The organism is Knoellia terrae (genome assembly GCF_048606435.1).
Classification (GTDB): Bacteria; Actinomycetota; Actinomycetes; order Actinomycetales; family Dermatophilaceae; genus Knoellia; species Knoellia terrae.
Window position 1 is genome coordinate 42,980 of sequence record NZ_JBMBWH010000002.1, and the last position, 25,387, is coordinate 68,366.

Genomic DNA, 25,387 nt, shown 5'->3' on the forward strand with positions numbered 1-25,387 from the left:
TCGGGCGGTCCTGCCATCCTCGGTTGATGCTCGGCCCGCCCCGCCACCCGCCGTTCGACCCCTCGTGGCTGCGGCGCACCGCGGACCTGCGTCGGGAGGGGACCGAGCCCTCCCGTGGCGGCTGGCGGCAGGTGCGGGTCGGTGTCTGGCTCCCCACCGACACCGACGCCACCCTCAGCGTCGTCGACCGCCACGCCGCACTGGTCCACGCCACGGCACTCAGCCACTCGTCGGGGGACCGCCTCGAGTTCGCCCGGGAGTCCGCCGCCGCGGTGTGGGGGATGCCCCGCATCACGCCCTGGCCGCGGATCGTCCGGCACCTCGTGACGCGCCGCGGCGTCAGCGGCTCGTCGGTGCTCCGGCCGTACCTCGGTGGAGAGGCCGAGTGCTCCGTCGTGCATGGTCTGCGCGTCACCTCGCCGGCGCGGACGGTCGTCGACCTGGCCCGGACCGGGACGCTCGAGGACGGTGTCGCTGCTGCCGACCACTGCCTGCGGCACCGGCTCTGCACGGCCGAGCAGCTCTCGGCGGAGCTGGCGCTGGTGGCGCCCCGGGCACCCGGGCGCACCCGCGCCCGGGCGGTCCTCGAGCTCGCCGACGGGCTCAGCATGTCGCCCGGCGAGAGCCTCTCCCGGGTGCAGATGTTCCGGCTGCGCATCCCGCGACCCCGGCTCCAGGTCGGGGTGTTCGACACCGCCGGTCACATCGGGGACGTCGACTTCTGGTGGGAGGGCGTGGTGGGTGAGTTCGACGGGCACACCAAGTACCGGTTGCCTCCTGGAGTGAGCCACGAGGAGGCCGGCCGTGTCCTGTGGTCCGAGAAGAAGCGGGAGGACCGGCTGCGGCGCCAGGTGGAGGTCGCTCGATGGGTGTGGGCCGACCTCGTGCGACCCCAGCGGCTCCTCACCATCCTGGGGGAGAAGGGGATCCGGCCGGAGCGCCGGTCGACATGGATCGACCGGGCCCACCGTTCGGGGTCTGTGTGACGAGTCGCCCGTGGCCAGGGACCGACGCGTCACGGGAGCCCGACTGGTGGCCACGCAGACCTCAGAGCCAGGTGAGGCGGTCCTTGAGGAGCGCGTAGCCCACGAACGCGACGACGTCGAGGACGGTGTGGGCGACGACGAGCGGCCCCACCCGCTTGGTCCGCATGTAGACCCACCCGAAGAGCAGTCCCATGACGGCGTTGCCGACGAAGCCGCCGAAGCCCTGGTACAGGTGGTACGAGCCCCGGACCAACGCTGACGCGACCACGATCCGGCCCGTCGACCACCCCGCCTGCGACCACCGGGTGAAGAGGTAGCCGACCATGACGACCTCCTCGAGCACCGCGTTCTGCACCGCCGCGAGCACGAGCACCGGCACCGCCCACCAGACGTCGGTGAGGTTCGCCGCCGCGATCGTCGTGTTGAGGTCGAGAGCCCTGGCGACGGCATACAGACCGAGCCCGGGGATGCCGACGAGCGCCGCGAGCCCGAGTCCGCGTACGAGGTCGCGCGCCGGCTGTGTCCAGTCCCAGCCGATCGCGAACCTCGCCCTCGCATCGCTGCGGGTCAGCAGGTGCAGCGCGAGCAGCACGGGCACGAGCGCCAGCCCGATGCCGACGAGCTGGTAGGCGAGGTCGAGCCACGGCCGGTCCGGCGTGACCGAGGAGTTCATCGCGGTCGTCTGCTGGCCCAGCGGCACCTCTGCCGTCAGCTTGCGCACGAGCGACAGCGCCGCCCAGATCGCCGACGCACCGAGCGAGACGCCGAGCACGAGCCACGTCTCGGCGAGCAGGTCGCGACGGGTCAGGTGGCGCTGCTCGACGGTGGCCTCCATGGCGCGCAGCCTATGCAGCGAACGTGGGCGCCCGCTGGACGCGCGATGTCAGACGCGGGGGTATGCCGGGTCCGGCCCGACGCGGTCGGCCCGCCGCCGCTTCCAGCGGCGGACCCGCAGCCACATCCAGACGAGCAGCCAGGCCAGGGCGAGCAGCGCCACGACGACGAGGATCGGGATGAAGATGGCGACGAGGGACAGCCCGACGGAGGCGCCGTCCTCGGCGGTCGAGACGACAGGGGCGCCCATGCCGAGCGTCCCGGCGTTGATCGCCGGGCGGGCGGCCATCTTGCCCGAGTGGACCAGGCCGGAGACGACGATGCCGAGCACGACACCGACCCAAGGGTTCTCACCCATCCAGGTCGACCGGTCGAGGTCCTCGGCGGCGGTGATGGCGGCGAAGACGAGCCCGCCCATGCTCGGCCGGATGAAGGTCTGGATGGCGTCGTTGACGGTGTCGATGGCCGGGATCTTGTCGAGCACCAGCTCGGTGAGCAGCAGGACCGCGCCGACGCCGATCGCCCACGGCGACTCGATCCACGAGAAGCCCTCGGGCAGCGTGATGACGTCGGTGAACCGTGCGATGAGCGCGACGATCATGAACGGGATGTAGGCGTTGAGCCCTGCCGCGGCGGACAGTCCCATCCCGGTGAGTGCGGCGATCACGTGTCGACCTCCCTGTCGGGACGCGCACCCGGCGCCCTCGAGGACATGTCTACTCGATGCCGCGCGACCTCCCCGTCCTCCCGCTCACCTGTTCCGCACACCGGCGTACCCAGCGGTGCTCGGGCCGGCATCGCCCGCCGCCTAGGATCGACCGGTGAGCAAAATCCTGTCTGCCGTCGCCTGGCCGTACGCCAACGGGCCGCGCCACCTCGGCCACGTCGCCGGGTTCGGCGTGCCCTCCGACGTCTTCAGCCGCTACATGCGGATGGCGGGGCACGACGTGCTCATGGTCAGCGGCAGCGACGAGCACGGCACCCCGATCCTCGTCCTCGCCGACCAGGAGGGCGTCACACCACAGGACCTCGTGGACAAGAACCACGCGATCATCGCGCAGGAGCTCGCCGACCTCGGCTGCTCCTACGACCTCTACACGCGCACGACGACGGCCAACCACTACGCCGTGGCGCAGGAGCTGTTCCGGCAGGTGCACGCCAACGGCTACATGATCGAGCAGACCACCCGGGGCGCCATCAGCCCGAGCACCGGGCGGACCCTGCCCGACCGCTACATCGAGGGCACCTGCCCGATCTGCGGCTACGGCGAGGCCCGCGGCGACCAGTGCGACAATTGCGGCAACCAGCTCGAGCCCACCGACCTCATCGACCCGAAGAGCCGGATCAACGGTGAGATCCCGGAGTTCATCGAGACGCAGCACTTCTTCCTCGACCTGCCGGCGCTCGCCGACGCCCTGAGAGAGTGGCTCGCCGGCCGCGAGGCGAGCGGCACCTGGCGCCCGAACGTCATCAAGTTCAGCCTCAACATCCTCGACGACATCCGGCCGCGCGCGATGACCCGCGACATCGACTGGGGCATCCCGGTGCCGCTCGAGGGCTGGGAGGACCAGCCGGCCAAGCGCCTCTACGTGTGGTTCGACGCGGTCATCGGCTACCTCTCGGCCTCGATCGAGTGGGCGCGACGGACGGGCGACGACGAGCGCTGGCGCGAGTGGTGGGTGGAGGGCGCCGTCGCCGAGGAGCAGCTCTCCTACTACTTCATGGGCAAGGACAACATCACCTTCCACTCGCAGATCTGGCCGGCCGAGCTGCTCGCGTATGCCGGCCGCGGCGCCACGGGCGGCGAGCCCGGCACCTACGGCGTGCTCAACCTGCCGACCGAGGTCGTCAGCAGCGAGTACCTCACCATGGAGGGCAAGCAGTTCTCGTCCAGCCGCGGCCACGTCATCGGCATCCGTGAGGTGCTCGAGCGCTACGGCCCCGACCCGATCCGCTACTTCATCTGCGCGGCCGGCCCCGAGAACCAGGACAGCAACTTCACCTGGGCCGAGTTCGTCCAGCGCAACAACTCCGAACTCGTCGCCGGCTGGGGCAACCTCGTCAACCGCACCGGCGCGATGATCGCCAAGAGCTTCGGCGAGATCCCGCGGCCGGGGACGCTCGAGCCGGTCGACGAGGCCGTCCGCGCCGCCACCCTCGCGGCCTTCGGCTCCGTCGGAGACCTGCTCGCGAGGCAGCGCATCAAGGCGGCGATCAACGAGGCGATGCGGGCTGTGGGTGAAGTCAACAAGTACGTCACCGACACCGAGCCGTTCAAGCTCAAGGACGAGGACCAGCGCGAGCGCCTCGCCACCGTGCTGCACACCCTGATCCAGTGCGTGAGCGACCTCAACACGATCCTCGCGCCGTTCCTGCCGCACGCCGCCAACCGGGTGCACGCCTTCCTCGGCGGTGAGGGCGAGTTCATCCCCATGCCGGTGGTCGAGGACGTCTCGGGCCTGGATGGTGACGCCGACCGGACCTACCCGGTCATCACCGGCTCCTACTCGTCGACGCCGCGCTGGGAGTCGCGTCCGGTCACGGTCGGTGCACCCATCGCCAAGCCGACCGGTGTCTTCGTCAAGCTCGACGAGTCGGTCGTCGAGGAGGAGCTCGAGCGGCTGCGCCAGTCGTGACCGGCTCCGGGCGGGACACGGTCCCGGGGCTGCCCGACGCCCTGCCGATCGCGGTCGTGGACAACCACACCCATCTCGACATCGAGCGGGACGGGGTGCCGGTCGACGTCGCCGACCTGCTCGCCCGCGCGGCCGCGGTCGGGGTCGACCGGGTGGTCCAGATCGGCTGCGACCTCCCGGCCGCCCGCCAGACGGTCGTGATGGTGGACACGTATGCCGGCATGCTCGGCGGCGTCGCCCTGCACCCCAACGAGGTGCCCCGGCTGTCGGAGAGCGGGGGTCTCGACGCGGCATACGCCGAGATCGAGAGCCTCGCCCGACATCCCCGGATCCGGGTCGTCGGCGAGACCGGTCTCGACTACTTCCGGACCGGTCCCGAGGGGCAGGGGCTGCAGCACGAGAGCTTCCGCTGGCACATCGACCTGGCCAAGCGGCTCGACAAGGCGCTCCAGATCCACGACCGGGACGCACACGCCGACGTCCTGCGCATCCTCGAGGAGGAGGGGGCGCCGAACGCGACTGTGCTGCACTGCTTCTCGGGTGACGTAACGATGGCGCAGGAGTGCGCGGAGCGCGGCTACTACCTGTCCTTCGCCGGCACGGTGACGTTCAAGAACGCCAAGGGGCTGCGGGACGCGCTGTCGGTGACGCCGCTCGACCGCCTGCTCGTCGAGACCGACGCGCCCTACCTCACGCCGCACCCCCATCGCGGCGCGGTCAACGCCCCCCACCTCGTGCCCCTCACCGTCCGCGCGATGGCCGCCACCCTGGGGGTCGCAGTGCCGACGCTGTGCGAGGCGCTCTCGGCCAACTCGGAGCGGGTCTACGGTCCCTGGTGACGTCGCGACCGGCCGTGCCGGGGCCACCCGTCGTCCATGGCACCGTTACCAAAATTTGACCTTTGCTCGTTTTCTGGTCATGGTTGATGGGTTGGCCGGAGCTGGGCTTCGGGCGAAAGCAGGGGCGAGGACGCCGGTGTTCCACCGGGCGAACCTCGCTCTCCTGCTGTCGGGCTCCTTCCCCTGAGGACCCGCGGTCTCCCCTGGGACTGTCGCTCGCCTCGGTGTCCGGAGAGTTCGATCATCGGAGCATTTGTGATTTCTCGCCCCCTGCGCCTCGCCGCCCAAGGTGCTGCGGCACTGACGGTGGCCGCCGGTTCCTTCGGCGTCGCCCACCTCGACAAGTCCGTGGCCCTCTCGGTCGACGGCACCCGTTCCTCCATGCACGTGTTCGGCTCGACCGTGGGCGACGCCCTCGAGAAGAAGGGCATCACCGTCGGCGAGCACGACGTGGTCACCCCCTCCGTGGGCAGCCCCATCAGCGACGGGGACACGATCTCCGTCCGCTACGGCCGCAAGCTCACTGTCACGGTCGACGGGGTCACGAAGGAGTACTGGACCACCGCCACGACCGTCGACGCCGCGCTGCGTGACCTCGACATCCGCGCGGGGAGCGACGCCAAGCTGTCCGCGTCCCGCTCCCAGGCCCTCGGCCGCCAGGGCCTCGCCCTCACCGTGGTGACCCCCAAGGCCCTCACCGTCACCGTCGACAAGAAGAAGCTGTCGCACACGTCGACGTCGGCCACGGTGGCCGACGCCCTCCGCGAGCTGAAGGTCGTCACCGACAAGGACGACCGGGTCAGCCCGGCGCCCACCACGCCCCTGAAGAACGGCTTGGCCATCGCGATCCAGCGCGTGAGCCAGCAGACGCTGAAGACGTCGCAGGCCATCGCCCACGCCACGACCACCCGGAAGGATGCCTCCCTCTTCGAGGGCACCCGCAAGGTGGCCACCCGGGGCAAGGACGGCACCCGGTCCTTCAGCGTGCTCCGGACGCTCGTCGACGGCCGTCCCGCCGGCGACAAGATCCTCAGCCGCACGATCTCGCGCGCTCCCGTCACCGAGGTCGTCCTCGTCGGCACCAAGGAGCGCCCGGTCGTCAGGGCCGAGGCTCCCGCTCCCGCTCCCGCCCCCACCCGGTCGTCGGCCCCGGCTCCGTCCGCACCGGCCCCCTCGGCCGGCAACACCTCCGGCGCGGGCATCAACCTGTCCAACGCCGCGATGTGGGACCGGATCGCCCAGTGCGAGTCCGGTGGCAACTGGTCGATCAACACGGGCAACGGCTACTACGGCGGTCTCCAGTTCGACATCCGCACGTGGCTCGGTGCCGGTGGTGGCGACTTCGCCTCCCGCGCCGACCTCGCGTCGCGCGCCGAGCAGATCACCGTCGCCAACCGCGTCTACGCGGACCGTGGCCTTCAGCCGTGGGGTTGCGGGCACGCCGCCTGACACCCACGCCGTCCGACGGCAGCGCACTCGAGGCCGTGTCTCCCCTCCGGGAGGCACGGCCTCGGTCGTGCCCGGGCAGGCACCGGCCATAGGGTGGCGACCATGTCGACGTCCGGGCTCCTCGGGGCCGCCCAGGTCCGTGACCTCGCGACCCGCTTCGGCATCCGCCCCACCAAGACGTGGGGCCAGAACTTCGTCATCGACGCCAACACCGTGCAGCGCATCGTGCGCGTGGCCGGCATCGGCCTCGACGACGTCGTCGTCGAGGTGGGCCCGGGGCTGGGCTCGCTGACCCTCGCGCTGCTCCCGGTCGCCCGGCACGTCACGGCCGTGGAGGTGGACCCCGTGCTCGCAGGGGCGTTGCCCGAGACGGTGCAGACGGTCGCGCCGGCCATGACCGAGCGGCTCACCGTGGTCCACGCCGACGCGCTCCGGGTCGAGGAGCTGCCCGGAGAGGCGCCGACGGCGCTCGTCGCGAACCTGCCCTACAACATCTCCGTCCCCGTCGTGCTGAGCTTCCTGGAGCGGTTCCCGACGATCGAGCGGATCCTCGTCATGGTCCAGCTCGAGGTCGCCGAGCGCCTCGCCGCCGCCCCCGGGTCGAAGATCTACGGCGTACCGAGCGTCAAGGCCGCTTGGTACGCCGACGTCGCGCTCGCCGGCAACGTCAGCCGGTCGGTGTTCTGGCCGGTGCCCAACGTGGACTCTGGCCTGGTCTCCCTGGTCCGCCGTGAGCCCCCGGACACGGAGGCCACCCGCGAGGAGGTCTTCGCCTGCGTCGACGCCGCCTTCGCGCAGCGCCGCAAGACCCTCAGGGCAGCCCTCGCCACATGGGCCGGATCGGCGCCGGCGGCGGAGGCGGCGCTCGTCGCGGCGGGCATCGACCCGCGCACGCGCGGGGAGCAGCTCGACGTGCACCAGTTCGCCGCGGTCGCGAGCGCCCACCGCGCGCTGTCAGTGGCCCAGCAGGGCGAGTAGCCGCCGTTCGGTCTCGTCGGACAGCCCGCACCGTCGCGGCTCGCTCGGCTCGCGGTGCTCCTCGTATGCCGCCGCGTCCCGCAACGTCTCGCGGACCGGTCGGCAGGCCAGGCCGGCGGCCCGGGCGGCGGCGCCGGTGTGCCCGCCGAAACCGCGCCACTGCGGGTCCGAGATCCACAGGGGCAGGCTGTCCGGCCCCATCCACTCCTGCACACCGTGCTCGGCCAGCCAGTCCGCCGGCGCCGCGACCACCGGGCCGTCGTGACCGACGACCTCGCGGGACGCGGAGAGGAGCCCGCCCAGGGTGTCCGGCTCCCCGACGGCGTCGAAGACCCCCGACGTCCCGAGCGCGGCGCACCGCACCAGCCAGGCGGCGAGGTCACGCACGTCCACGAGCGACATCGGCAGGTCCGGGTCGTCCGGCGTGAGCACCGCGCCGTCGGCGCCCACCGGGTGGGCGAACCGCCAGGGCCACCACCCCGAGCGCCCCGACCAGTCGCCGGGCCCACCGATCAGCCCGGCCCGGGCGACGAGGGCGCGGTCGCCGAAACCGTCACGCACCGCGGCCTCACAGGCCACCTTCGCCTGGCCGTAGACGTCCATGTCGGTCATGACGTCGCCCGCCAGCGGCGGGAGCAGCGGCACGGTCTCGTCGGCCCCGGGACGGGAGTGGTCGGCATACACGTTTCCGGTGGAGACGAGGACGAAGCGGTCGGTGACCGGCTCGAGCGCCGCGACCGCCCGCCGCACCTGACCCGGGTGGCGGGAGACGTCGACGACCGCGTCCCAGCGCGCGTCACCACCGGCGACCCCGTGCAGGCCGTCGGGCTAGTCCCGGTCCCTCCGGACCCAGGTCGCCCCGGGAGGTACGTCGCCCGAGACGCCTCGGGCGAGGCAGGTCACGTCGTGACCCTCGGCGAGGGCGTGGGCGACCACGGCGCGCCCCAGCATGGCCGTCCCACCGAGCACGAGCAGTCGCATGACCCCAGTCGACCCGCTCCGGTGCCGTGGCGCCAGCCTGTTCGCTGACAGCGTCGATGTGGCGCACCGTCGAGCCGTGACTAGTGTGGCGGCATGACCTCGGCCCACTCGGACCCCGCGCCCGTCACGGTGCGCGTCCCCGCCAAGGTCAACCTCGAGCTGCTCGTGGGCCCGCCCCGCGCCGACGGTTTCCACACGCTCTCGACCGTCTACCAGGCGGTCGGCCTCCACGACGACGTCACGGTGGCGCTCGACGACGACTGGGGCTGCAGCGTCGTCGGGCCCTACGCCGACTCCGTCCCCACCGACTCGTCGAACCTCGCCCTGCGGGCGGCCCGCCTGCTCGCCGACGAGACCGCGATCGACACCCCCGTCCACGTGAGCATCGCCAAGTCGATCCCCGTCGCGGGTGGCATGGCCGGGGGGTCCGCCGACGCCGCGGCCACCCTCGTCGCGTGCGACCGGCTGTGGTCGCTCGGGCTCAGCACCGAGGAGCTGGAGGAGTATGCCGCCGAGCTCGGCTCCGACGTCCCCTTCCTCATCCGCGGGGGCACGGCCATGGGCAGCGGTCGGGGCGAGCGCCTCGCGCCGGTCCTCGCGCGGGGAAGCTACCACTGGGTGTTCGCGATCAGCGACATCGGCCTGTCGACCCCCCAGGTCTACGCCGAGTGCGACGCCCTGCGCGCTGACACCCGGGTGCCCGACCCCACCCCGAACGCCGAGCTGATGAGTGCGCTGCGCAGCGGCGACCCTCACGTCCTCGCGCCGCAGCTGACCAACGACCTCCAGGAGGCGGCCATCTCGCTGCGTCCCGAGCTGGGCGAGGTGCTCGCCAGTGGCATGGAGTTCGGCGCGCTCGGCGGGGTCGTGTCCGGGTCAGGGCCGACGGTGGCCTTCCTCGTCGAGGACGTCGAGTCGGCGATCGACCTCACCGTCGCCCTCACGGCCACCGGTGCGGCGCGCGAGGTCCGCAAGGCCGTCGGACCCGTCCACGGCGCCCACGTCATCCCTGCCCGGGTCGACTAGTGGCGGTCCTCATCTCGGTCGAGCGCGCTGCCCTCGCGCTCGGCACCGCCCAGGTGCTCGACGGCGTCTCGCTCGGGGTCTCCGGCGGAGACCGCATCGGCATCGTCGGGCGCAACGGTGGCGGCAAGACCACCCTGCTGCGCGTCATCGCCGGGGAGCTCGGCGTCGACAGCGGGCGCGTGGCCCGGCTCGGCATGGCCAGCGTGGGCGTCCTCACCCAGGACGACTCGCTCGACCCCGCGGCGACGGTGCGGGAGGCGGTCCTCGGCGACCGCGCCGAGCACGTCTGGGCGGGCGACCCGCGCATCCGCGACGTCCTCACCGGACTGCTCGGCGGCATCGACGCCCAGGCCGTGAGCGGGCTCGACTCGACGGTGGCCGGCAAGTCCGGTGGCGAGCGACGGCGGCTCGGCCTGGCCAAGCTGCTCGTCGACGACCCCGACGTCCTCCTGCTCGACGAGCCGACGAACCACCTCGACGTCGAGGGTGTGGCTTGGCTCGCCGAGCACCTCGTGCAGCACCGGTCGCGGCCAGACAACGCGCTCGTCGCCATCACGCACGACCGCTGGTTCCTCGACGCCGTCGCCACCCGCACGTGGGAGGTCGTCGAGGGCCAGGTGAACGGCTTCGACGGGGGCTACGCGGCATACGTCCTCGCCAAGGCCGAGCGCGAGCGGATGGCCAAGGTCACCGCCGAGCGCCGCAACAACCTGCTCCGCAAGGAGCTCGCGTGGCTGCGACGTGGTCCGCCCGCCCGCACGTCCAAGCCCAAGTTCCGGATCGACGCGGCCAACGCGCTGATCGAGGACGAGCCGGCGCCGCGCAACGACGTGGAGCTCATGGCGTTCGCGACGAGCCGCCTCGGCAAGGACGTCATCGACCTCCTCGACGCGACGGTCACGGCGGGCGACCGCGTGCTCCTCGACCGCCTGACCTGGCATCTCGCACCCGGTGCCCGGATCGGGATCGTCGGCGTCAACGGCTCCGGCAAGTCCACCCTCCTGCGGGCGCTGGCGGGCGAGATCCCCCTGGCGTCCGGCAAGCGCAAGCAGGGCATCACCGTCCGGATCGGCCACCTCACCCAGGAGGTGCGCGAGCTCGACCGACTGCGCGACGCTCGCGTCATCGAGGCCGTCGAGGAGGTCCGCAAGGTCACCGTTCTCGGTGGCAAGGAGGTCAGTGCCTCGTCGCTGGCGAAGCGGCTCGGCTTCCCGGGCCCGCGACAGCAGGTGCGCGTCGGCGACCTCTCCGGTGGTGAGCGGCGCCGCCTCCAGGTGCTCCGGCTGCTCATGGACGAGCCCAACGTGCTGCTGCTCGACGAGCCCACCAACGACCTCGACATCGAGACGCTCACCGCGCTCGAGGACGTCCTCGACGGCTGGGCCGGCACCCTGCTCGTCGTCTCGCACGACCGCTACCTGCTCGAGCGCGTCGCCGACCAGCAGGTCGCGCTGCTCGGTGACGGCCGGGTGAGGCAGCTGCCGGGCGGCGTGGAGGAGTACCTCCGGCTCCGCGCCACCGTCACCCCGTCGTATGCCGTGAGCGCACCTGCCGCTGCGGCCGCGCCCGCCGCACCGGGCGGGTCGGGCGCCCCCGCGGCACCCGTGTCGTCGGCAAGCCCGGCGGAGCAGCGCGAGGCGCGCAAGGTGATGGCGCGGGTGGAGAAGCAGCTGTCCCGGCTGGCCGCTCGCGAGGAGCGCATCCACGCGCTGATGACCGAGCACGTGAGCGACCACGCCAGGGTGCTCGAGCTCAACCAGGAGCTGCGCGCGATCGTCGACGAGCGCGAGGTGCTCGAGCTGGAGTGGCTCGAGGCCGGCGAGGTCCTCGAACCCTGACCCGGCCCTCCCCGCCACTCGCCCCGGCCCCCGCCGCCACCATCTTTCGACCAATAGGTCACGAACTGCGCCGGCGCCACCGCATTTAGTGACCTATTGGTCGAAAGATGGGGGAGCGGCGGGGGAGCGGTGCAGGGGAGGGGGTGCGGGTGCGTGCGTCAGGGGCGTTCGAGGGAGACGAGCAGCGCGCGCAGCTGGTCGGCGAGCGACCCCCGGTCGGCCCGGGGCAGCTCGGCGAGCAGCGTGCGTTCGTGGCCGAGGAGGTCGTCGAGGGCCGCGTCGACGGCCTTCATCCCCTCGGGCGTGAGGCGCACGATGACGCCCCGACGGTCCCGCGGGTCCGGGTGGCGCTCGACGTACCCCCGCGTCAGCAGCCGGTCCACGCGGTTGGTCATGGTCCCGCTCGTCACCAGCGTCTCGGCGACGAGCTGCCCGGGGGAGAGCTCGTAGGGCGCTCCGGCCCGGCGCAGCGCGGACAGGACGTCGAACTCCCAGCCGTCGAGGCCGTGCTCGGCGAAGGCCGCACCTCGGGCCAGGTCGAGGCGCCGGGCGAGCCGGGACACGCGGCTGAGGATCTCGAGCGGGGTGACATCGAGCTCGGGTCGCTCACGGCGCCATGCCGAGACGATACGGTCGACATCATCCTCGGGCATGGGAGGAACTGTACTCCGTCAAGTATCTTGACATCGAGATACATGACGGAGAGAGTGAGGCCGAGCGACCCGCCGGTCGTCGGAGTCGGGAGAGGGAGCAACGATGCGCGCACAGCCGAGCTGGGACCCCACGGCATACGCACGGTTCGCCGACCAGCGCAGCCGACCCTTCGCCGACCTCCTCGCGCAGGTGCGGGCCGACGCGCCCGAGCTCGTCGTGGACCTCGGCTGCGGCCACGGGCCGGCCACCCTGACGCTCGCCAGGCTCTGGCCGCAGGCCCGCATCGTCGGCGTCGACGGCGCGGAGTCGATGCTCGAGGCCGCGCGCCGCCTCGACACCGAGGACCGGGTCGAGTGGGTCCAGGCCGACCTCGCCGACTGGGACCCGGCCGGCCTCGGTCAGGCGCCCGATGTCGTCATCACCAACTCGACGCTGCAGTGGGTTCCCGGCCACCTCAACCTGCTCCCGACCTGGGTCGACGCCCTCGCACCCGGAGGGTGGCTCGCCCTGCAGGTGCCGAACAACTTCGACGCCCCGAGCCATGCCCTCATGCGGGCCACGGCGGCCACCCACGCGCGGGCCAACGAGCTCCTCGCCGCCCTCGACCTGCCGGCCGTCGGGGAGCCCAAGACCTACCTCACCTTCCTCAGCCGCTTGGGCTGCACGGTCGACGCGTGGGAGACGGTCTACGCGCACGTCCTCGACCCCGGGGGCAGCGCGGAGGACCCGGTCCTGGACTGGGTCAGCAGCACCGGGCTGCGACCGGTCCTCGACATCCTCCCCGAGGGGGAGGAGCGCGACGCGTTCCTCGGGCCGTATGCCGCGGCCCTGCGTGAGGCCTACCCGCGCACCGAGGTGGGCGTGGTGTTCCCGTTCCGTCGCGTGTTCGCGGTGGCCCGCAAGGGAGCGGCGTCATGACCGTCCTCGGCATCCACCACGTCCAGGTCGCCTGCCCCGCCGGCAGCGAGGACCTGCTGCGCCACTTCTACGCCGTCGTCTGCGGGATGCCCGAGATCCCCAAGCCGCCGGTGCTCGCCGCGCGTGGCGGTGTCTGGTTCGCCGCGGGCGAGCAGGAGCTGCACTGCGGCGTCGAGGACGGCTTCGGCCCGGCCCGCAAGGCTCACCCCTGCTTCGGCGTCGACGACGTGTCGGCGCTCGCGGCGGCGATCGCGGGAGCCGGGGGAGAGGTGCGCTGGAACCACGAAGTCCCCGGCGCCCAGCGCTTCCACACCGACGACCCGGTCGGCAACCGCATCGAGTTCCAGCAGGTCCGGGCGCCCAAGCTCGACTTCACCGTCTGAGCGACACCGCCGTCAGTGGTAGGAGATCGCGGGCTTCGGCTCGAGGCCGGTCAGGCCGTTCCACGCGAGGTTGACCAGGGCCGCGGCGACGTCGCGCTTCTTGGCCTTGGGGTTCTCCAGCCACCACTGTCCGGTGAGGGCGACCATGCCGACGAGCATCTGCGCATACATCGGCGCCTGCTTCGGGTCCAGGTCGCGTGAGGTGAACTGCGCCGCCAGCAGGTGCTCGACCTGCGAGGCCACGTCGGACATCAGCGAGGCGAAGTTGCCGGTCTGCTGTCCGGGCGGCGAGTCACGCACGAGGATCCGGAAGCCGTCGGTCGAGGTCTCGATGTAGTCGAGCAGCGACATCGCCGCCCGCTCCAGCAGGGCCCGCGACCCGCCCTCGGAGGTCAGCGCCCCGGCGATCGCGCCGAGCAGCGCCTGGATCTCACGGTCGACGACGACGGCGTAGAGCCCCTCCTTGCCGCCGAAGTGCTCGTAGACCACCGGCTTCGAGACGCCGGCCGCGCTGGCGATCTCCTCGACCGTCGTCGCCTCGTAGCCCCGGTTGGCGAACAGCTTGCGCCCGATCCCGATGAGCTGCTCGCGTCGCTGCGCCCCCGTCATCCGCCCCCGCGGAGTGCGCGCCTTGGCCCCTGCCTCGTCTCGACTCACTCGCACCATTGTGCCCTGCGCCCGTTCGGGCGGCGGGCAGCGCTCCGGCGTGGGTCAACTACCCTTGGGCGTCGTATGCCGCGGGTCTCCCGCGCGCATCGTTCCCCGGTTGGTCTGCCGGCAGGGCCCGCCTGACTTTGAATCAGGACTAGCGACGTAGGTTCGACTCCTACCCGGGGAGCAGGTCAGCGCACCACCGAGTAGCGGCCGCACATGAAGTCGCGGTTGCGCGACACCTCCTCGAGCCTCAGCTCGACGTGCCGCGGCAGCACCGGGGCGCCGGCACCGAGCGTCACCGGGGCGTACTGGACCCACACCTCGTCGAGCAGCCCGGCCTCGTGGAACTGCCCGACGAGGTCCCCGCCCCCGACGAGCCAGACGTCCTTGTCACCCGCTGCCTCGACCATCTCGGCGTGCACCTGGGCGACGTCGGACGACGTGAAGCGCACCTGCTCCGACTCGGCGAAGTCGCGGTGGGTGAAGACCCACGTGGGCTTGGGCGTCCACCCCTCCGGGTCGTGGTCGAGCAGCCACTGCCACGTCGTCGCCCCCATCGCGCAGGCGCCGACCCGGGGAGCGAAGGTGTCGAAGCCCATGTCCGCCTGACCGTCGATGTCGCGCGACATGAGCCAGTCGAGCGAGTGCTCGGGCGTCGCGATGAAGCCGTCGAGCGAGCAGCCGGTGTAGTAGATCGTCGCCATCCCTCCACGATGGCACCAGCGGCCGACAACCGACAGTGCCCGGGCGGCGCCGGTCGGGGGACGGCGCACCCCCGACTCGTCGGTACAGTGGCGCGGTACGCCGCCGCGAACTTCGGGAGCCCACCTCGTGACCACTGCTCGGCCCGCCGCCGTCATCATCCTCGCCGCAGGTGAGGGAACCCGGATGAAGTCAGCCACCCCCAAGGTGCTGCACCGGATCGGGGGCCGCAGTCTCGTCGGACACGCCATGGTCGCCGCCCGCGCCACCCGGCCCGCGCACCTGGCCGTCGTCGTGCGCCACGAGCGCGACCTCGTCGCCGGCCACGTCGCCGAGGTCGACGAGAGCGCGACCATCGCCGACCAGGACGAGGTCAAGGGCACCGGTCGCGCCACCGAGTGCGCCCTGGAGGTGCTCCCGGACGACCTCAGCGGAACCGTCCTCGTGACCTACGGCGACGTCCCCCTCCTCACCGGGGAGACCCTCGTCGACCTCATCGCCCGCCACGAGGAGTCCGGCAGCGCCGCGACGGTCATCACGGCGCACCTCGACGACCCGCAGGGGTACGGCCGCATCGTGCGCGACGCCGAGGGTGGTGTCGCGGGCATCGTCGAGCAGAAGGACGCCACCGAGGAGCAGCGCGCGATCACCGAGATCAACTCGGGCATCTACGCGTTCGACGTCACCGTGCTGCGCGCGGCGCTCGCCGAGGTCGGCACCGGCAACGCCCAGGGCGAGAAGTACCTCACCGACGTGCTCGCCATCGCCCGCGCCGCCGGCCGGAGGGTCGGCGCGCACGTCATCGACGACCTCTGGCAGACCGAGGGCGTCAACGACCGCGTCCAGCTGGCCGCCCTCGGGCGAGAGCTCAACCGGCGCAACAACGAGCGCTGGATGCGCGAGGGCGTGACGATCGTCGACCCCGCGACGACGTGGATCGACAGCGACGTCTCCATCGGCCGCGACGCGACGATCCTCCCGGGCACGCAGCTGCTCGGCGCGACCTCGGTCGGCGCGGACGCCCGGATCGGGCCCGACACCACCCTCACCGACACCGAGGTCGGGGACGGCGCCGAGGTCAAGCGCACCGAGGCCCTCCTCGCGCAGATCGGCCCGGGCGCGACCGTCGGTCCGTTCTCCTACCTGCGCCCCGGTACCGTCCTCGGCGCCAGGGGCAAGATCGGCGGCTTCGTCGAGACGAAGAACGCCCGGATCGGCGAGGGCGCCAAGGTCCCGCACCTCACCTACTGCGGCGACGCGACGATCGGCGAGGGCGCCAACATCGGCGCCGGGACGATCTTCGCCAACTACGACGGTGTCGCCAAGCACCACACGACGATCGGCAAGCACTCGTTCGTCGGCTCCGACACGGTCCTCGTCGCCCCGGTGGACGTCGCCGACGGCGCCTACGTGGCCGCCGGCAGCGCCCTCACCGGCGACGTCGAGCCCGGTCAGATCGCCGTGGCCCGGGGCCGTCAGAAGAACGTCGACGGCTGGGTCGCCCGGGCCCGCGCCGGCACCGCGACAGAGGCGGCGGCGAAGGCAGCAACGCAGGCGGGCACCCGGCATACGGACACGCCTGCCGACTCCACCGGCACCGAGCGGAAGGCCTGATCGTGAAGGACAAGGAAGACCGCCCCAAGTCGGCCAACATCCGCAAGAAGCCCAAGAAGCAGCTGATGATGTTCTCGGGCCGCTCCCACCCGGGGCTGGCCCAGGAGGTCGCGGCGCTGATCGGCACCGAGCTCGTGCCGACGAGCGCCTACAACTTCGCGAACGGCGAGATCTACGTCCGCTACGAGGAGTCGGTCCGCGGCTCCGACGCGTTCGTCATCCAGAGCCACAGCGCCCCGCTCAACGAGGCGATCATGGAGCACCTCATCATGATCGACGCGCTCAAGCGGGCCAGCGCCAAGCGGATCACCGTCGTCATGCCCTTCTACGGCTACGCGCGCCAGGACAAGAAGCACCGCGGCCGCGAGCCGATCTCCGCGCGGCTCATGGCCGACCTGTTCCGCACCGCGGGCGCCGACCGGCTCATCGCCGTCGACCTGCACACCGACCAGATCCAGGGCTTCTTCGACGGCCCGGTCGACCACCTCATGGCGCAGCCGGTGCTGTCGGACTACGTGTCGGCGAAGTACGGCCACGAGGACCTCGCCGTCGTCTCGCCCGACGCCGGCCGTATCAAGGTGGCCGAGCAGTGGTCGAAGCGGCTCGGCGGCGTGCCGCTGGCCTTCATCCACAAGACCCGCGACGTCAACCAGCCCAACCAGGCCGTCGCCAACCGCGTCGTCGGTGACGTCAAGGGCCGCGTCTGTGTGCTCGTCGACGACATGATCGACACCGGCGGCACGATCACCAAGGCCGCGGACGCGATCATGGCCGACGGCGCCAAGGACGTCATCATCGCGGCGACGCACGCGATCCTCTCGCCGCCCGCGGCGGAGCGCCTGCGCGACTGCTCGGCGCGCGAGGTCATCGTCACCAACACCCTGCCGATCGCACCGGAGAGCGAGTTCGACGGGCTCACCGTGCTGTCGATCGCCCCGCTCATCAGCGCGGCGATCAAGGAGGTCTTCGAGGACGGGTCGGTGACGAGCCTCTTCGGCGGCCGCGCCTGACCACCCGACGGCCGAGGTTCAGGGCGCCTGGCGCCGGGCACGGTATGCCGCGACGTGGGCCTTGTTGGCGCACGTCCCGTCGCAGTAGCGCCGGCTCCGGTTCTTCGTGAGGTCGATGACGACGTCGCCGCAGTCCTGCGCCGCGCAGACGCGCAGCCGCTCGGTCTCGCCGGCGCGGATGAGGTCGGTGATCGCCATCGCCACCTCGACCGCGACGCGCGTCGCGATCGGGGCGTCGTCGTCCGTGGCGTGGATGTGCCAGTCCAGGTCGTCGTGGCGCACGACGCGGGGGAGGGCCCGGTGCTCGGCCAAGAGCTCGTTGACGCCGTCGACGAGACCCTCCACGTCACGGCCCCACAGCTCACGCAGCCGCGGCCGCAGGGCGTGCACGGCGTCCAGCTCGGCGCGGGTGCCCGGGCGCCCGCCGCTCCACTCCCAGTCGTCGAGGTGGGCCAGCAGGGCCTCGAGGGTCGGCAGGTCCTCCCGGGCGGAGTCCCCGAACCCGGCCTCGGTGTTGATGAGGGCGGCGGCGTGCTGCAGCGACAGCTCGGTGTCATGGGCGAAAACCATCTTGACTCCTGACAGAGGCGGGGTCTAGCGTGAGCCGGCGTAAGGGCCTAGGCCGTAGTTTACTCCTGACAGAGGATCGCCCGTGAACGCCGGAACCTCGCACCGGTCCGCCCGCACGATGCTGCTCGGGCTCGTCCTCGTCGTCCTCGCCTCGGCGTCCTTCGGCACGTCGGGGGCGTTCGCCAAGGCGCTGCTGCTCACCGGCTGGACGCCGGCGGGCGTGGTCACGTGGCGGGTCGGCATGGCCTCGCTCCTCCTGGTGCCGGTGGCGGCGTGGGCCATCCGCGGTCGCTGGCACCTCCTGCCGCGCAACGCCGGCGCCGTCACCGCCTTCGGCCTCGTCGCGGTGGCGGGGTGCCAGTTCGCCTACTTCAACGCCGTCGAGACGCTCTCGATCGCCGTCGCCCTGCTGCTGGAGTACCTCGGCAGCGTGCTCGTCGTCGGCTGGATGTGGGCCCGCCACGGCCGCCGCCCCAGCCGGGTGACGCTGGTCGGCGTCGCCCTGTCGGTGCTCGGCCTCGTTCTCGTCCTCGACGTCTTCTCCGGCGTCCAGGTCTCGTGGCCGGGTGTCGTCTGGGGGCTGCTGGCCGCCGTCGGCCTCGCCACGTTCTACGTGTCCTCGAGCCACGACCACGAGGAGTCCCTGCCTCCGCTGGCCCTCGCCGGCTTCGGGCTGGGCGTCGGGGCGGTGGCCCTCGTCGTCGCGAGCGCGACCGGCCTCATCGACTACGGCACGGCCCGCGAGAGCGTGCAGATCGCCGGGCTCACCACGGCGTGGTGGGTCCCGATCGCCGAGCTCGCCGTCGTCGCCGCGACGCTGGCCTACGCCGTCGGCGTCATGGGCACCCGCCTCGTCGGGGCGACGGTCGCCAGCTTCGTCGGCCTCTCGGAGGTGCTCTTCGCCATCGCCGTCGCGTGGCTGCTCCTCGACGAGCTCCCCGGCTGGATCCAGCTCGGCGGCGGGCTGCTCATCCTCGCCGGGGTGGTCGCCGTGCGGCTCGGCGAGGAGACGGAGGAGGACGCCACCGCAGGCGGCGACGACGGCCAGGACGGTGGGCGGCCGGCATACCCGCAGGTGGGGGACGGGAGCGCCGAGAGCGGGGAGTCGGGCCGTCAGGCCGATTGGCCTGCGCCCCACCCGGTCGCCTAGACTCTCGGGGTTGCCTCGGCGAGGGACGCTGCACCGGCCAGAGATGCTCGGGACCGCACGTCCGTGATCGACGCGGTGGTCAGGACAGCACGGTCGTGGACCGTGGCTCTCCGTGGACCAGCGCGCCTGTCCGTGCCGTGTCCCGCGTCGAGGCCACCACCCCCCGTCGAGCTCCCACCGACGGAACACCTGACCGACTCGCCCCGATCTCCAGGAGACTCCCGTGTCCAACGACACCATCACGCTGCAGGCCGAGGCCCGCACCCAGTTCGGCAAGGGCGCGGCCCGCAAGATCCGCCGCGACCACAAGATTCCCGCCGTCATGTACGGTCACGGCGCCGAGCCGGTCCACATCACGCTTCCGGGCCACGACGCCATGATGGCGCTCAAGAACCCCAACGCCCTCCTCACGATCGTCGTCGACGGCACCGAGCAGATGGCCCTGGCCAAGGACGTCCAGCGCGACCCGATCAAGCCGGTCATCGAGCACGTCGACCTCGTCATCGTCCGCAAGGGCGAGAAGGTCACCGTCGACGTCGCCGTGCACCTCGAGGGCGAGGCCGCCCCCGAGACGGTCGTCACCCTCGACAACTCGAGCCTGCAGGTCGAGGCGCTCGCGACGAACATCCCCGAGTCCATCACCGTCTCGGTCGAGGGCCTGGAGGCCGGCACCCAGATCCTCGCCGGGGCGGTCGAGCTGCCCGAGGGCGCGACCCTCGTCAGCGACGCCGAGCTGCTCGTCGTCAACGTCACCCAGCAGATCTCCGAGGAGGCCCTCGAGGCCGAGCTCGCCGAGGCCGAGGCCGAGGCCGGGATCGAGCACGAGGAGTCCGACGCGGACGCCGAGGCGACCGCCGAGGGCGAGTCCGCGGAGGGCGAGTCCGCGGAGGGCGACGCCGCCCCGTCCGAGGACGCCTGAGCCCCGAGGCGTTCCCGCTCCACCAGGCAGGCCCGGTCCGCTTCTCGGACCGGGCCTGCCGGCGTCCGGGGCGGTGGGTTGGGAGGTGGCGGGGGGTGGACGGCATACTCGTGCGTTGTGAGCGAGACGTGGCTGGTCATCGGACTGGGGAACCCGGGACCCTCGTATGCCGGCAACCGCCACAACGTCGGGGCGATGGTCGTCGGTGAGCTGTCGGCCAGGACCAACAGCCCCCTGCGCACCCACAAGGCGCGCGCGGTGGCCGCGCAGGTCCGGTTCGGCGCCGGCCCGGGGGGAGTGCCGGGACCGGCGGCCGTCATCGCCGTCCCGAACAGCTACATGAACGAGTCCGGAGGGCCGGTCAAGGCGCTCATGGGCTTCTTCTCGGTCGAGCCGGAGCGGCTCGTCGTCGTGCACGACGAGCTCGACATCCAGGCCGGTGACGTGCGGCTCAAGCTGGGTGGGGGAGAGGGTGGTCACAACGGCCTGCGCTCGATCTCGAAGTCACTGGGGACGCGTGACTACCTCCGGGTGCGGGTCGGCATCGGCCGCCCGCCCGGTCGCCAGGACGCGGCCGACTTCGTCCTGCGGGACTTCTCGCCGACGGAGCGCAAGGAGCTGCCGTTCCTGCTCGGGGACGCGGCCGACGCGGTCGAGCTGCTCGTCACGCAGGGCCTGCTCGACGCCCAGCAGAAGGTTCACGCGCCGGGCTGAGTGAGGGGGTTCACCACCCGAACGGCATTGGCGCACAGTCGCTCGGAAGCGGACCAGCGCCATTCGTGACCAGCGTGTCGGCAGGTCGTGTCCACGGCGTGCTTGACACGGGTGAGGGGCGAAGGTCACCCCTCCTGATCAGGCCCTCTGGCACGACCTGTCCATCTTTGGAGTTTGGTCCTCCAGTCCGGCGCACCATCCCTAGCGTCTGTGCTTGGTGAGAGTCGCCACCGGGAGCAACGACCGAGAGCCACGGTGATGTGTGGTGCTGGACGAACATCCTGACGCTGGCAGCGTCGAGATCGGGACGCTGCTGCCGCGTGTGGCATCACGGCTCGACCGTGTCCAGCGTCGCTCTCCACGGTCGCGGACGTCCCCGGTGCGTCCGCTTCCCCGCACACGACTCGGCTGGCCGGCGGCCTACCGCCTGCGGCTCGTCCTCGGCGACCTGCTGTGCGCCCTGGTGGCGAGCGCGTTCGCGTCACTGCTGCGGGTCGGCCAGCTGCCGCGCGGGTTCGCCGTCGTGGTCATGGTGACGCCGTTGACCTGGACGATGGCCGTACGTCTCCTGCAGGGATACCAGGCGCGCCACCTCGGCCAGGGCGCCCAGGAGTACCGGTCGGTCCTGGGGGCCGGGGCCGTCCTGCTCGGCGCGACCGGGTTCACGTCGTACGCGCTCACGCTGGAGCTGGCCCGGGGCTACGTCTTCCTCGTCGTGCCGCTCGTCGTCGCCCTGTCGCTCGTGCTGCGGAAGGGACTTCGCCTGTGGCTCAGCCGTGCTCGCGCCCACGGCAGGTACCGCGCCCGGACTGTCGTCGTCGGGACCGCGAAGTCCGTCGGTGAGCTGATCCGTGAGCTGCGGCGCTCTCCCTCGAACTCGTTCGACGTGGTCGGCGCGTGCATCGCCGGCGGCAAGCACCTCCCCGTCGTGGAGGGCGTGCCGGTGGCCGGCCGGCCTCGTGACGTGACCCTCGCGGTCGACTACAGCGACGCCGCCCTGGTCGCGATCAGCGGGCACCCCGGCCTGACCGGCAAGCAGCTGCGCCAGCTGGCATGGGACCTCGAGGAGCGTCACGTCGACCTCGTGATCTCGCCCGGGATCTTCGAGGTGGCCGGACCACGGCTGTCGATCCGTGCCGAGGCCGGCGTCTCCCTGCTGCACCTCGAGCGCCCGGTGCGGTCCGGCTCCCGCCTCGTGGTCAAGCGCGTCCAGGACCTGGCCCTGGCCGTCGTCATCACCCTCCTGCTCCTGCCATTCCTGCTGCTCGTCGCGCTCGCCGTGCGGATCGACTCCAGGGGACCGGTCCTGTTCCACCAGAACCGAATCGGTCAGGGCGGGCAGGAGTTTCGCATCTACAAGTTCCGGACCATGGTCACCGACGCGGAAGCACAGCTGGCCACGCTGGCCGAGATCGGCCACGAGGTCAACGACGTCCTGTTCAAGAGCAGGGTCGACCCCCGGGTGACCAGGGTCGGCCGCTGGCTGCGTCGGTTCTCGCTGGACGAGGTGCCCCAGCTGATCAACGTGCTGCGGGGTGAGATGTCGCTCGTCGGGCCGCGGCCCGGCCTGGCCTCCGAGGTCGACTGCTACGAGCCCGACGCGATGCGGCGGCTGCGGGTGCGTCCCGGGATGACCGGCCTGTGGCAGGTGAGCGGGCGGGCGACGCTGAACTGGGAGCAGACCGTCCGGCTGGACCTCTGGTACGTCGACAACTGGTCCTCCACCCTGGACCTCCAGATCCTCATCCGCACGGTGCGCGCCGTGCTCGGCGGCCGGGGTGCCTTCTGATGGCGTCGGCACGGTGGGTCCGCCCTGCTCGACCGGCGCAGCGTCGGTCCGCTCCCCTCCGGGACGACGGTGCTCGCCGCCGCTCCGCACACCGCCCCACTGGGGCATCCCCGGCCCGGTCGCTGCCGGGCACCACGCGAGAGGTGCTGTCATGAAGGTCGTCATCTTCGGTCTGGGCTACGTCGGGACGGTCACCGCGGCGGGCCTGGCGTCCCGGGGCCACGACGTCGTCGGCGTCGACGTCGACGCCGGGAAGGTCGCCGCGATCAACGGCGGGACCAGTCCCGTCGTCGAGCCGGGGGTGGACCGCCTGGTCCTCGACGCGGTGCAGGCCGGACGGCTGCGGGCGACGACGGACGTCGCAGAGGCCATGGACCGCGCCGACCTCTCGCTCGTGTGCGTCGGGACCCCCTCGCGGCCGCGCGGTGACACCGATCTGTCCTTCATCCAGAGGGCGCTGTCCGACCTGCGCGAGGCGATGTCGCAGGCGGCGCCCCCGGCGTCGGGGTTCCACTCCGTCGTCATCCGCTCCACCGTGCCGCCGGGCACCGGCTCCTCCGTCGTCGGGCCGACGTTCGCCCCGGACCTGGTCCCGGACGGGTGGTCGGTGGGGACGGCGATGTGCCCCGAGTTCCTCCGGGAGGGGTGTGGCGTCGAGGACTTCTTCGCACCACCCTTCGTCGTCGTGGGCACGGCCGACCCGAGGACCCGGGAGAGCTGCGAGGACCTCTTCGGCTTCCTCGGCCTCGAGCTGCACCACGTCGACGTCGGGACCGCCGAGTCGCTCAAGTACGCCTGCAACGCCTTCCACGCGGTCAAGGTGACCTTCGCGAACGAGATGGGCCGGATCTTCTCCCAGTTCGGCGTGGACTCCCGCACCGTCATGCAGCTGTTCTGCGAGGACCACAAGCTCAACATCTCGCCGTCCTACCTGCGGCCGGGGTTCGCGTTCGGCGGCTCGTGCCTGCCCAAGGACGTGCGGGCACTGCAGAGCATGGCGCGCACCGTGGGGGTGGACCTGCCGCTCGTGAGCTCAACCCTGACGAGCAACGAGCTCACCGTGCGCGCCCTCGTCGACCGGGTCCTCGAGACCGGGTACCGCCGCGTCGCCATCCTCGGGCTGAGCTTCAAGATGGACACCGACGACCTGCGCGAGAGCCCCAACCTCGAGATCGCGGAGCGCTTCGTCGGCAAAGGCCTGGATGTGCGCATCTACGACCCGGTCGTCAACCCGGACAAGCTGGTCGGTGCGAACCTCCGGCACTTCCAGAGCAAGCTCGCGCACGTCAACCGGCTCCTCGCCCCGACCCCGGAGCTGGCCCTCGAGGACGCCGAGGTCGCCATCGTGGCCACCTCGGACCCGGCGTGCCTCGCGGCCCTGCGCAGTGCGGCACCCACGCTCGTCCTCGACATCAACGGCCGCCTCGGCGAGGACGTGGAGCACATCGCCGGCTACCAGGGGGTGAGCTGGTGAGCGTGCGCGACGGGTCCCCGCGGGGCGACCGGCCGCGGGTGGTCGTCATCGTCCAGAACCTCCCGGTGCCGTTCGACCGCCGGGTGTGGCTCGAGTGCCAGTCCCTCGTCCGTCACGGCTACGACGTCACGGTCGTGTGCCCGAAGGGCGAGGGGACCGGTGCGTCGCAGGTGGTGGACGGCGTGCGCATCCTGGGCTACCCGGCATACGCCCCCGGCGGTGGTGCGCTCGGTTACGTGCTCGAGTACGCCTGGTCGTTCCTCGCCACGGCGCGACTCGTGCAGGTCGCCCGACGCGACGGTGCGTTCGACGTGGTGCAGGCCTGCAACCCGCCGGACATCTTCTGGCCGCTGGCGCGCCTCCTGCGGGGCCGGGACGGCACGCGCTTCGTCTTCGACCACCACGACCTGTGCCCGGAGCTCTACCTCTCGCGCTTCGAGGGCAACCGGGGAGCCCCGTACCGGGGGCTGCTCTTCCTCGAGCGCCAGACGTTCCGGACCGCGGACCGCGTCACGTCGACGAACGAGTCGTATGCCGCGATCGCCATGTCCCGTGGTGGCAAGTCCCCCGACGACGTGACCGTGGTCCGCACCGGACCGGACCCCGACCGCCTTCGCCGTCGCGAGCCGGTCGCGTCGTTGCGGCGAGGTCGTCCGCACCTCGTCGCCTACCTCGGCGTCATGGGACCGCAGGACGGTGTGGACCTGGCCCTCGCCGCGGCCGACGTCGTCGTCAACCGGATGGGTCGGAACGACATCGCCTTCACCTTCATGGGGTCGGGCGACAGCCACGCGGAGCTGGTCCGCCGTCGTGACGAGCTCGGCCTGACCGACGTCGTCGACCTGCCCGGCCGCGTGCCCGACGAGTTCGTCGCCGAGGTCCTGTCCACCGCGGACGTCGGCCTGTCCCCGGACCCGCTGAACCCGCTCAACGACGTCTCGACGATGAACAAGACGATGGAGTACATGGCCTTCGGCCTCCCGGTCGTCGCGTTCGACCTCGCCGAGACGCGCGTCTCGGCCGCCGACGCCGCCGTGTACGTGCGACCCAACGAGGTGCTGGACTTCGCCCGCGCGGTCGTCGACCTCGTCGACGACCCGGGCCGACGGGCCGAGATGGGTCGGCGGGGCCGGCAGCGGGTCGAGCAGCACCTGGCCTGGCAGCACCAGCAGCGGGGCTACCTGCGCGTGTTCGACGAGCTCGTCGGGCGCAGTGGGGACGATGCCCGCGACGCGTCACCCACCTCCCTCGTGGACGCGGAGGCCTGAC

At 72.0% G+C, this 25,387-nt stretch carries 25 protein-coding genes and 1 tRNA gene; 18 read left to right on the forward strand and 8 right to left on the reverse strand.

All coding sequences use genetic code 11. The features are described from left to right. The first annotated feature begins 26 nt into the window (after positions 1-26). Complete coding sequence (locus tag ACOJV9_RS03580; RefSeq protein WP_420183807.1) at positions 27-986, forward strand: hypothetical protein; 960 nt, start codon at positions 27-29, stop codon at positions 984-986. Positions 987-1,047: 61 nt separating this feature from the next. On the opposite strand, the gene ACOJV9_RS03585 is transcribed toward ACOJV9_RS03580, so the two are convergent. Continuing rightward, entirely contained in the window at positions 1,048-1,821 is a 774-nt protein-coding gene (locus ACOJV9_RS03585; RefSeq protein ID WP_420183808.1) for a CPBP family intramembrane glutamic endopeptidase, read from the reverse strand. Positions 1,822-1,869: 48 nt separating this feature from the next. Then, entirely contained in the window at positions 1,870-2,487 is a 618-nt protein-coding gene (locus ACOJV9_RS03590; RefSeq protein ID WP_420183809.1) for a DUF4126 domain-containing protein, read from the reverse strand. A 154-nt stretch (positions 2,488-2,641) separates the two neighbouring features. Between ACOJV9_RS03590 and metG the strand changes: the two genes are divergently transcribed. The 4 genes from metG to rsmA all read left to right on the forward strand — a co-directional run bounded on the left by metG (position 2,642) and on the right by rsmA (position 7,722). Continuing rightward, positions 2,642-4,456, forward strand: a complete 1,815-nt coding sequence (gene metG / locus ACOJV9_RS03595; RefSeq protein ID WP_420183810.1) for a methionine--tRNA ligase — start codon at positions 2,642-2,644, stop codon at positions 4,454-4,456. Then, positions 4,453-5,295, forward strand: a complete 843-nt coding sequence (locus ACOJV9_RS03600; RefSeq protein WP_420183811.1) for a TatD family hydrolase — start codon at positions 4,453-4,455, stop codon at positions 5,293-5,295. Before metG ends, ACOJV9_RS03600 begins: the two co-directional genes overlap by 4 nt. A gap of 255 nt (positions 5,296-5,550) precedes the next feature. Next, positions 5,551-6,744: a ubiquitin-like domain-containing protein gene (locus tag ACOJV9_RS03605; RefSeq protein WP_420183812.1), complete on the forward strand. Its 1,194-nt coding sequence runs from the start codon at positions 5,551-5,553 to the stop codon at positions 6,742-6,744. Between the two features lie 102 nt (positions 6,745-6,846). Next, positions 6,847-7,722, forward strand: coding sequence for a 16S rRNA (adenine(1518)-N(6)/adenine(1519)-N(6))-dimethyltransferase RsmA (rsmA, locus tag ACOJV9_RS03610; protein WP_420183813.1), 876 nt, complete (start codon positions 6,847-6,849; stop codon positions 7,720-7,722). Here rsmA and ACOJV9_RS03615 read toward each other — a convergent pair. Both ACOJV9_RS03615 and ACOJV9_RS03620 read right to left on the reverse strand, forming a co-directional pair. Next, the gene (locus ACOJV9_RS03615; RefSeq protein ID WP_420183814.1) at positions 7,699-8,472 is read right to left on the reverse strand and encodes a Rossmann-fold NAD(P)-binding domain-containing protein; all 774 of its coding nucleotides are present in this window, start codon (positions 8,470-8,472) and stop codon (positions 7,699-7,701) included. The genes rsmA and ACOJV9_RS03615 overlap by 24 nt on opposite strands. A gap of 78 nt (positions 8,473-8,550) precedes the next feature. After that, positions 8,551-8,703: an NAD-dependent epimerase/dehydratase family protein gene (locus ACOJV9_RS03620; RefSeq protein WP_420183815.1), complete on the reverse strand. Its 153-nt coding sequence runs from the start codon at positions 8,701-8,703 to the stop codon at positions 8,551-8,553. 93 nt (positions 8,704-8,796) lie between these two features. Between ACOJV9_RS03620 and ACOJV9_RS03625 the strand changes: the two genes are divergently transcribed. Both ACOJV9_RS03625 and ACOJV9_RS03630 read left to right on the forward strand, forming a co-directional pair. Then, on the forward strand, positions 8,797-9,729 hold the full coding sequence (locus tag ACOJV9_RS03625; protein ID WP_420183816.1) for a 4-(cytidine 5'-diphospho)-2-C-methyl-D-erythritol kinase: 933 nt from the start codon (positions 8,797-8,799) through the stop codon (positions 9,727-9,729). After that, positions 9,729-11,567, forward strand: a complete 1,839-nt coding sequence (locus ACOJV9_RS03630) for an ABC-F family ATP-binding cassette domain-containing protein (RefSeq protein ID WP_420183817.1) — start codon at positions 9,729-9,731, stop codon at positions 11,565-11,567. The genes ACOJV9_RS03625 and ACOJV9_RS03630 overlap by 1 nt, the downstream gene beginning before the upstream one ends. Positions 11,568-11,725: 158 nt before the next feature. Here the strand turns inward: ACOJV9_RS03630 and ACOJV9_RS03635 are convergent, their stop codons facing one another. Next, complete coding sequence (locus tag ACOJV9_RS03635; RefSeq protein WP_420183818.1) at positions 11,726-12,220, reverse strand: MarR family winged helix-turn-helix transcriptional regulator; 495 nt, start codon at positions 12,218-12,220, stop codon at positions 11,726-11,728. Positions 12,221-12,323: 103 nt separating this feature from the next. Between ACOJV9_RS03635 and ACOJV9_RS03640 the strand changes: the two genes are divergently transcribed. Further along, complete coding sequence (locus tag ACOJV9_RS03640; protein ID WP_420183819.1) at positions 12,324-13,139, forward strand: methyltransferase domain-containing protein; 816 nt, start codon at positions 12,324-12,326, stop codon at positions 13,137-13,139. Beyond that, positions 13,136-13,522 (forward strand): VOC family protein, encoded by a 387-nt coding sequence (locus ACOJV9_RS03645; protein WP_420183820.1) that lies wholly within the window; start codon positions 13,136-13,138, stop codon positions 13,520-13,522. The genes ACOJV9_RS03640 and ACOJV9_RS03645 overlap by 4 nt, the downstream gene beginning before the upstream one ends. A 12-nt stretch (positions 13,523-13,534) precedes the next feature. Here the strand turns inward: ACOJV9_RS03645 and ACOJV9_RS03650 are convergent, their stop codons facing one another. Further along, a complete protein-coding gene (locus tag ACOJV9_RS03650; protein ID WP_420184125.1) occupies positions 13,535-14,131 on the reverse strand; it encodes a TetR/AcrR family transcriptional regulator in 597 nt (198 codons plus the stop codon). A gap of 150 nt (positions 14,132-14,281) precedes the next feature. Here ACOJV9_RS03650 and ACOJV9_RS03655 point away from each other — a divergent pair. Next, positions 14,282-14,360: transfer RNA gene (locus tag ACOJV9_RS03655), tRNA-Gln, on the forward strand. A 4-nt stretch (positions 14,361-14,364) separates the two neighbouring features. On the opposite strand, the gene ACOJV9_RS03660 is transcribed toward ACOJV9_RS03655, so the two are convergent. After that, positions 14,365-14,880, reverse strand: a complete 516-nt coding sequence (locus ACOJV9_RS03660; protein ID WP_420183821.1) for a dihydrofolate reductase family protein — start codon at positions 14,878-14,880, stop codon at positions 14,365-14,367. 127 nt (positions 14,881-15,007) lie between these two features. On the opposite strand from ACOJV9_RS03660, the gene glmU reads away from it, so the two are divergent. Further along, a complete protein-coding gene (gene glmU / locus ACOJV9_RS03665; RefSeq protein WP_420183822.1) occupies positions 15,008-16,492 on the forward strand; it encodes a bifunctional UDP-N-acetylglucosamine diphosphorylase/glucosamine-1-phosphate N-acetyltransferase GlmU in 1,485 nt (494 codons plus the stop codon). A gap of 2 nt (positions 16,493-16,494) precedes the next feature. Continuing rightward, positions 16,495-17,502: a ribose-phosphate diphosphokinase gene (locus ACOJV9_RS03670; protein ID WP_420183823.1), complete on the forward strand. Its 1,008-nt coding sequence runs from the start codon at positions 16,495-16,497 to the stop codon at positions 17,500-17,502. A gap of 18 nt (positions 17,503-17,520) precedes the next feature. On the opposite strand, the gene ACOJV9_RS03675 is transcribed toward ACOJV9_RS03670, so the two are convergent. Next, the gene (locus ACOJV9_RS03675) at positions 17,521-18,072 is read right to left on the reverse strand and encodes a CGNR zinc finger domain-containing protein (protein ID WP_420183824.1); all 552 of its coding nucleotides are present in this window, start codon (positions 18,070-18,072) and stop codon (positions 17,521-17,523) included. A gap of 82 nt (positions 18,073-18,154) precedes the next feature. Between ACOJV9_RS03675 and ACOJV9_RS03680 the strand changes: the two genes are divergently transcribed. The 6 genes from ACOJV9_RS03680 to ACOJV9_RS03705 all read left to right on the forward strand — a co-directional run bounded on the left by ACOJV9_RS03680 (position 18,155) and on the right by ACOJV9_RS03705 (position 25,386). Next, complete coding sequence (locus ACOJV9_RS03680) at positions 18,155-19,222, forward strand: DMT family transporter (RefSeq protein ID WP_420183825.1); 1,068 nt, start codon at positions 18,155-18,157, stop codon at positions 19,220-19,222. A 223-nt stretch (positions 19,223-19,445) separates the two neighbouring features. Further along, positions 19,446-20,141 carry a 50S ribosomal protein L25/general stress protein Ctc gene (locus ACOJV9_RS03685; RefSeq protein WP_420183826.1) on the forward strand — a complete coding sequence of 232 codons (696 nt, stop codon included), beginning with the start codon at positions 19,446-19,448 and terminating at the stop codon, positions 20,139-20,141. 117 nt (positions 20,142-20,258) lie between these two features. Next, the gene (gene pth, locus ACOJV9_RS03690) at positions 20,259-20,855 is read left to right on the forward strand and encodes an aminoacyl-tRNA hydrolase (RefSeq protein WP_420183827.1); all 597 of its coding nucleotides are present in this window, start codon (positions 20,259-20,261) and stop codon (positions 20,853-20,855) included. Positions 20,856-21,234: 379 nt separating this feature from the next. Continuing rightward, positions 21,235-22,644 carry a sugar transferase gene (locus ACOJV9_RS03695; protein ID WP_420183828.1) on the forward strand — a complete coding sequence of 470 codons (1,410 nt, stop codon included), beginning with the start codon at positions 21,235-21,237 and terminating at the stop codon, positions 22,642-22,644. Between the two features lie 151 nt (positions 22,645-22,795). Continuing rightward, positions 22,796-24,118 (forward strand): nucleotide sugar dehydrogenase, encoded by a 1,323-nt coding sequence (locus ACOJV9_RS03700; RefSeq protein WP_420183829.1) that lies wholly within the window; start codon positions 22,796-22,798, stop codon positions 24,116-24,118. Then, complete coding sequence (locus tag ACOJV9_RS03705) at positions 24,115-25,386, forward strand: glycosyltransferase family 4 protein (protein WP_420183830.1); 1,272 nt, start codon at positions 24,115-24,117, stop codon at positions 25,384-25,386. Before ACOJV9_RS03700 ends, ACOJV9_RS03705 begins: the two co-directional genes overlap by 4 nt. Position 25,387 lies beyond the last annotated feature (1 nt).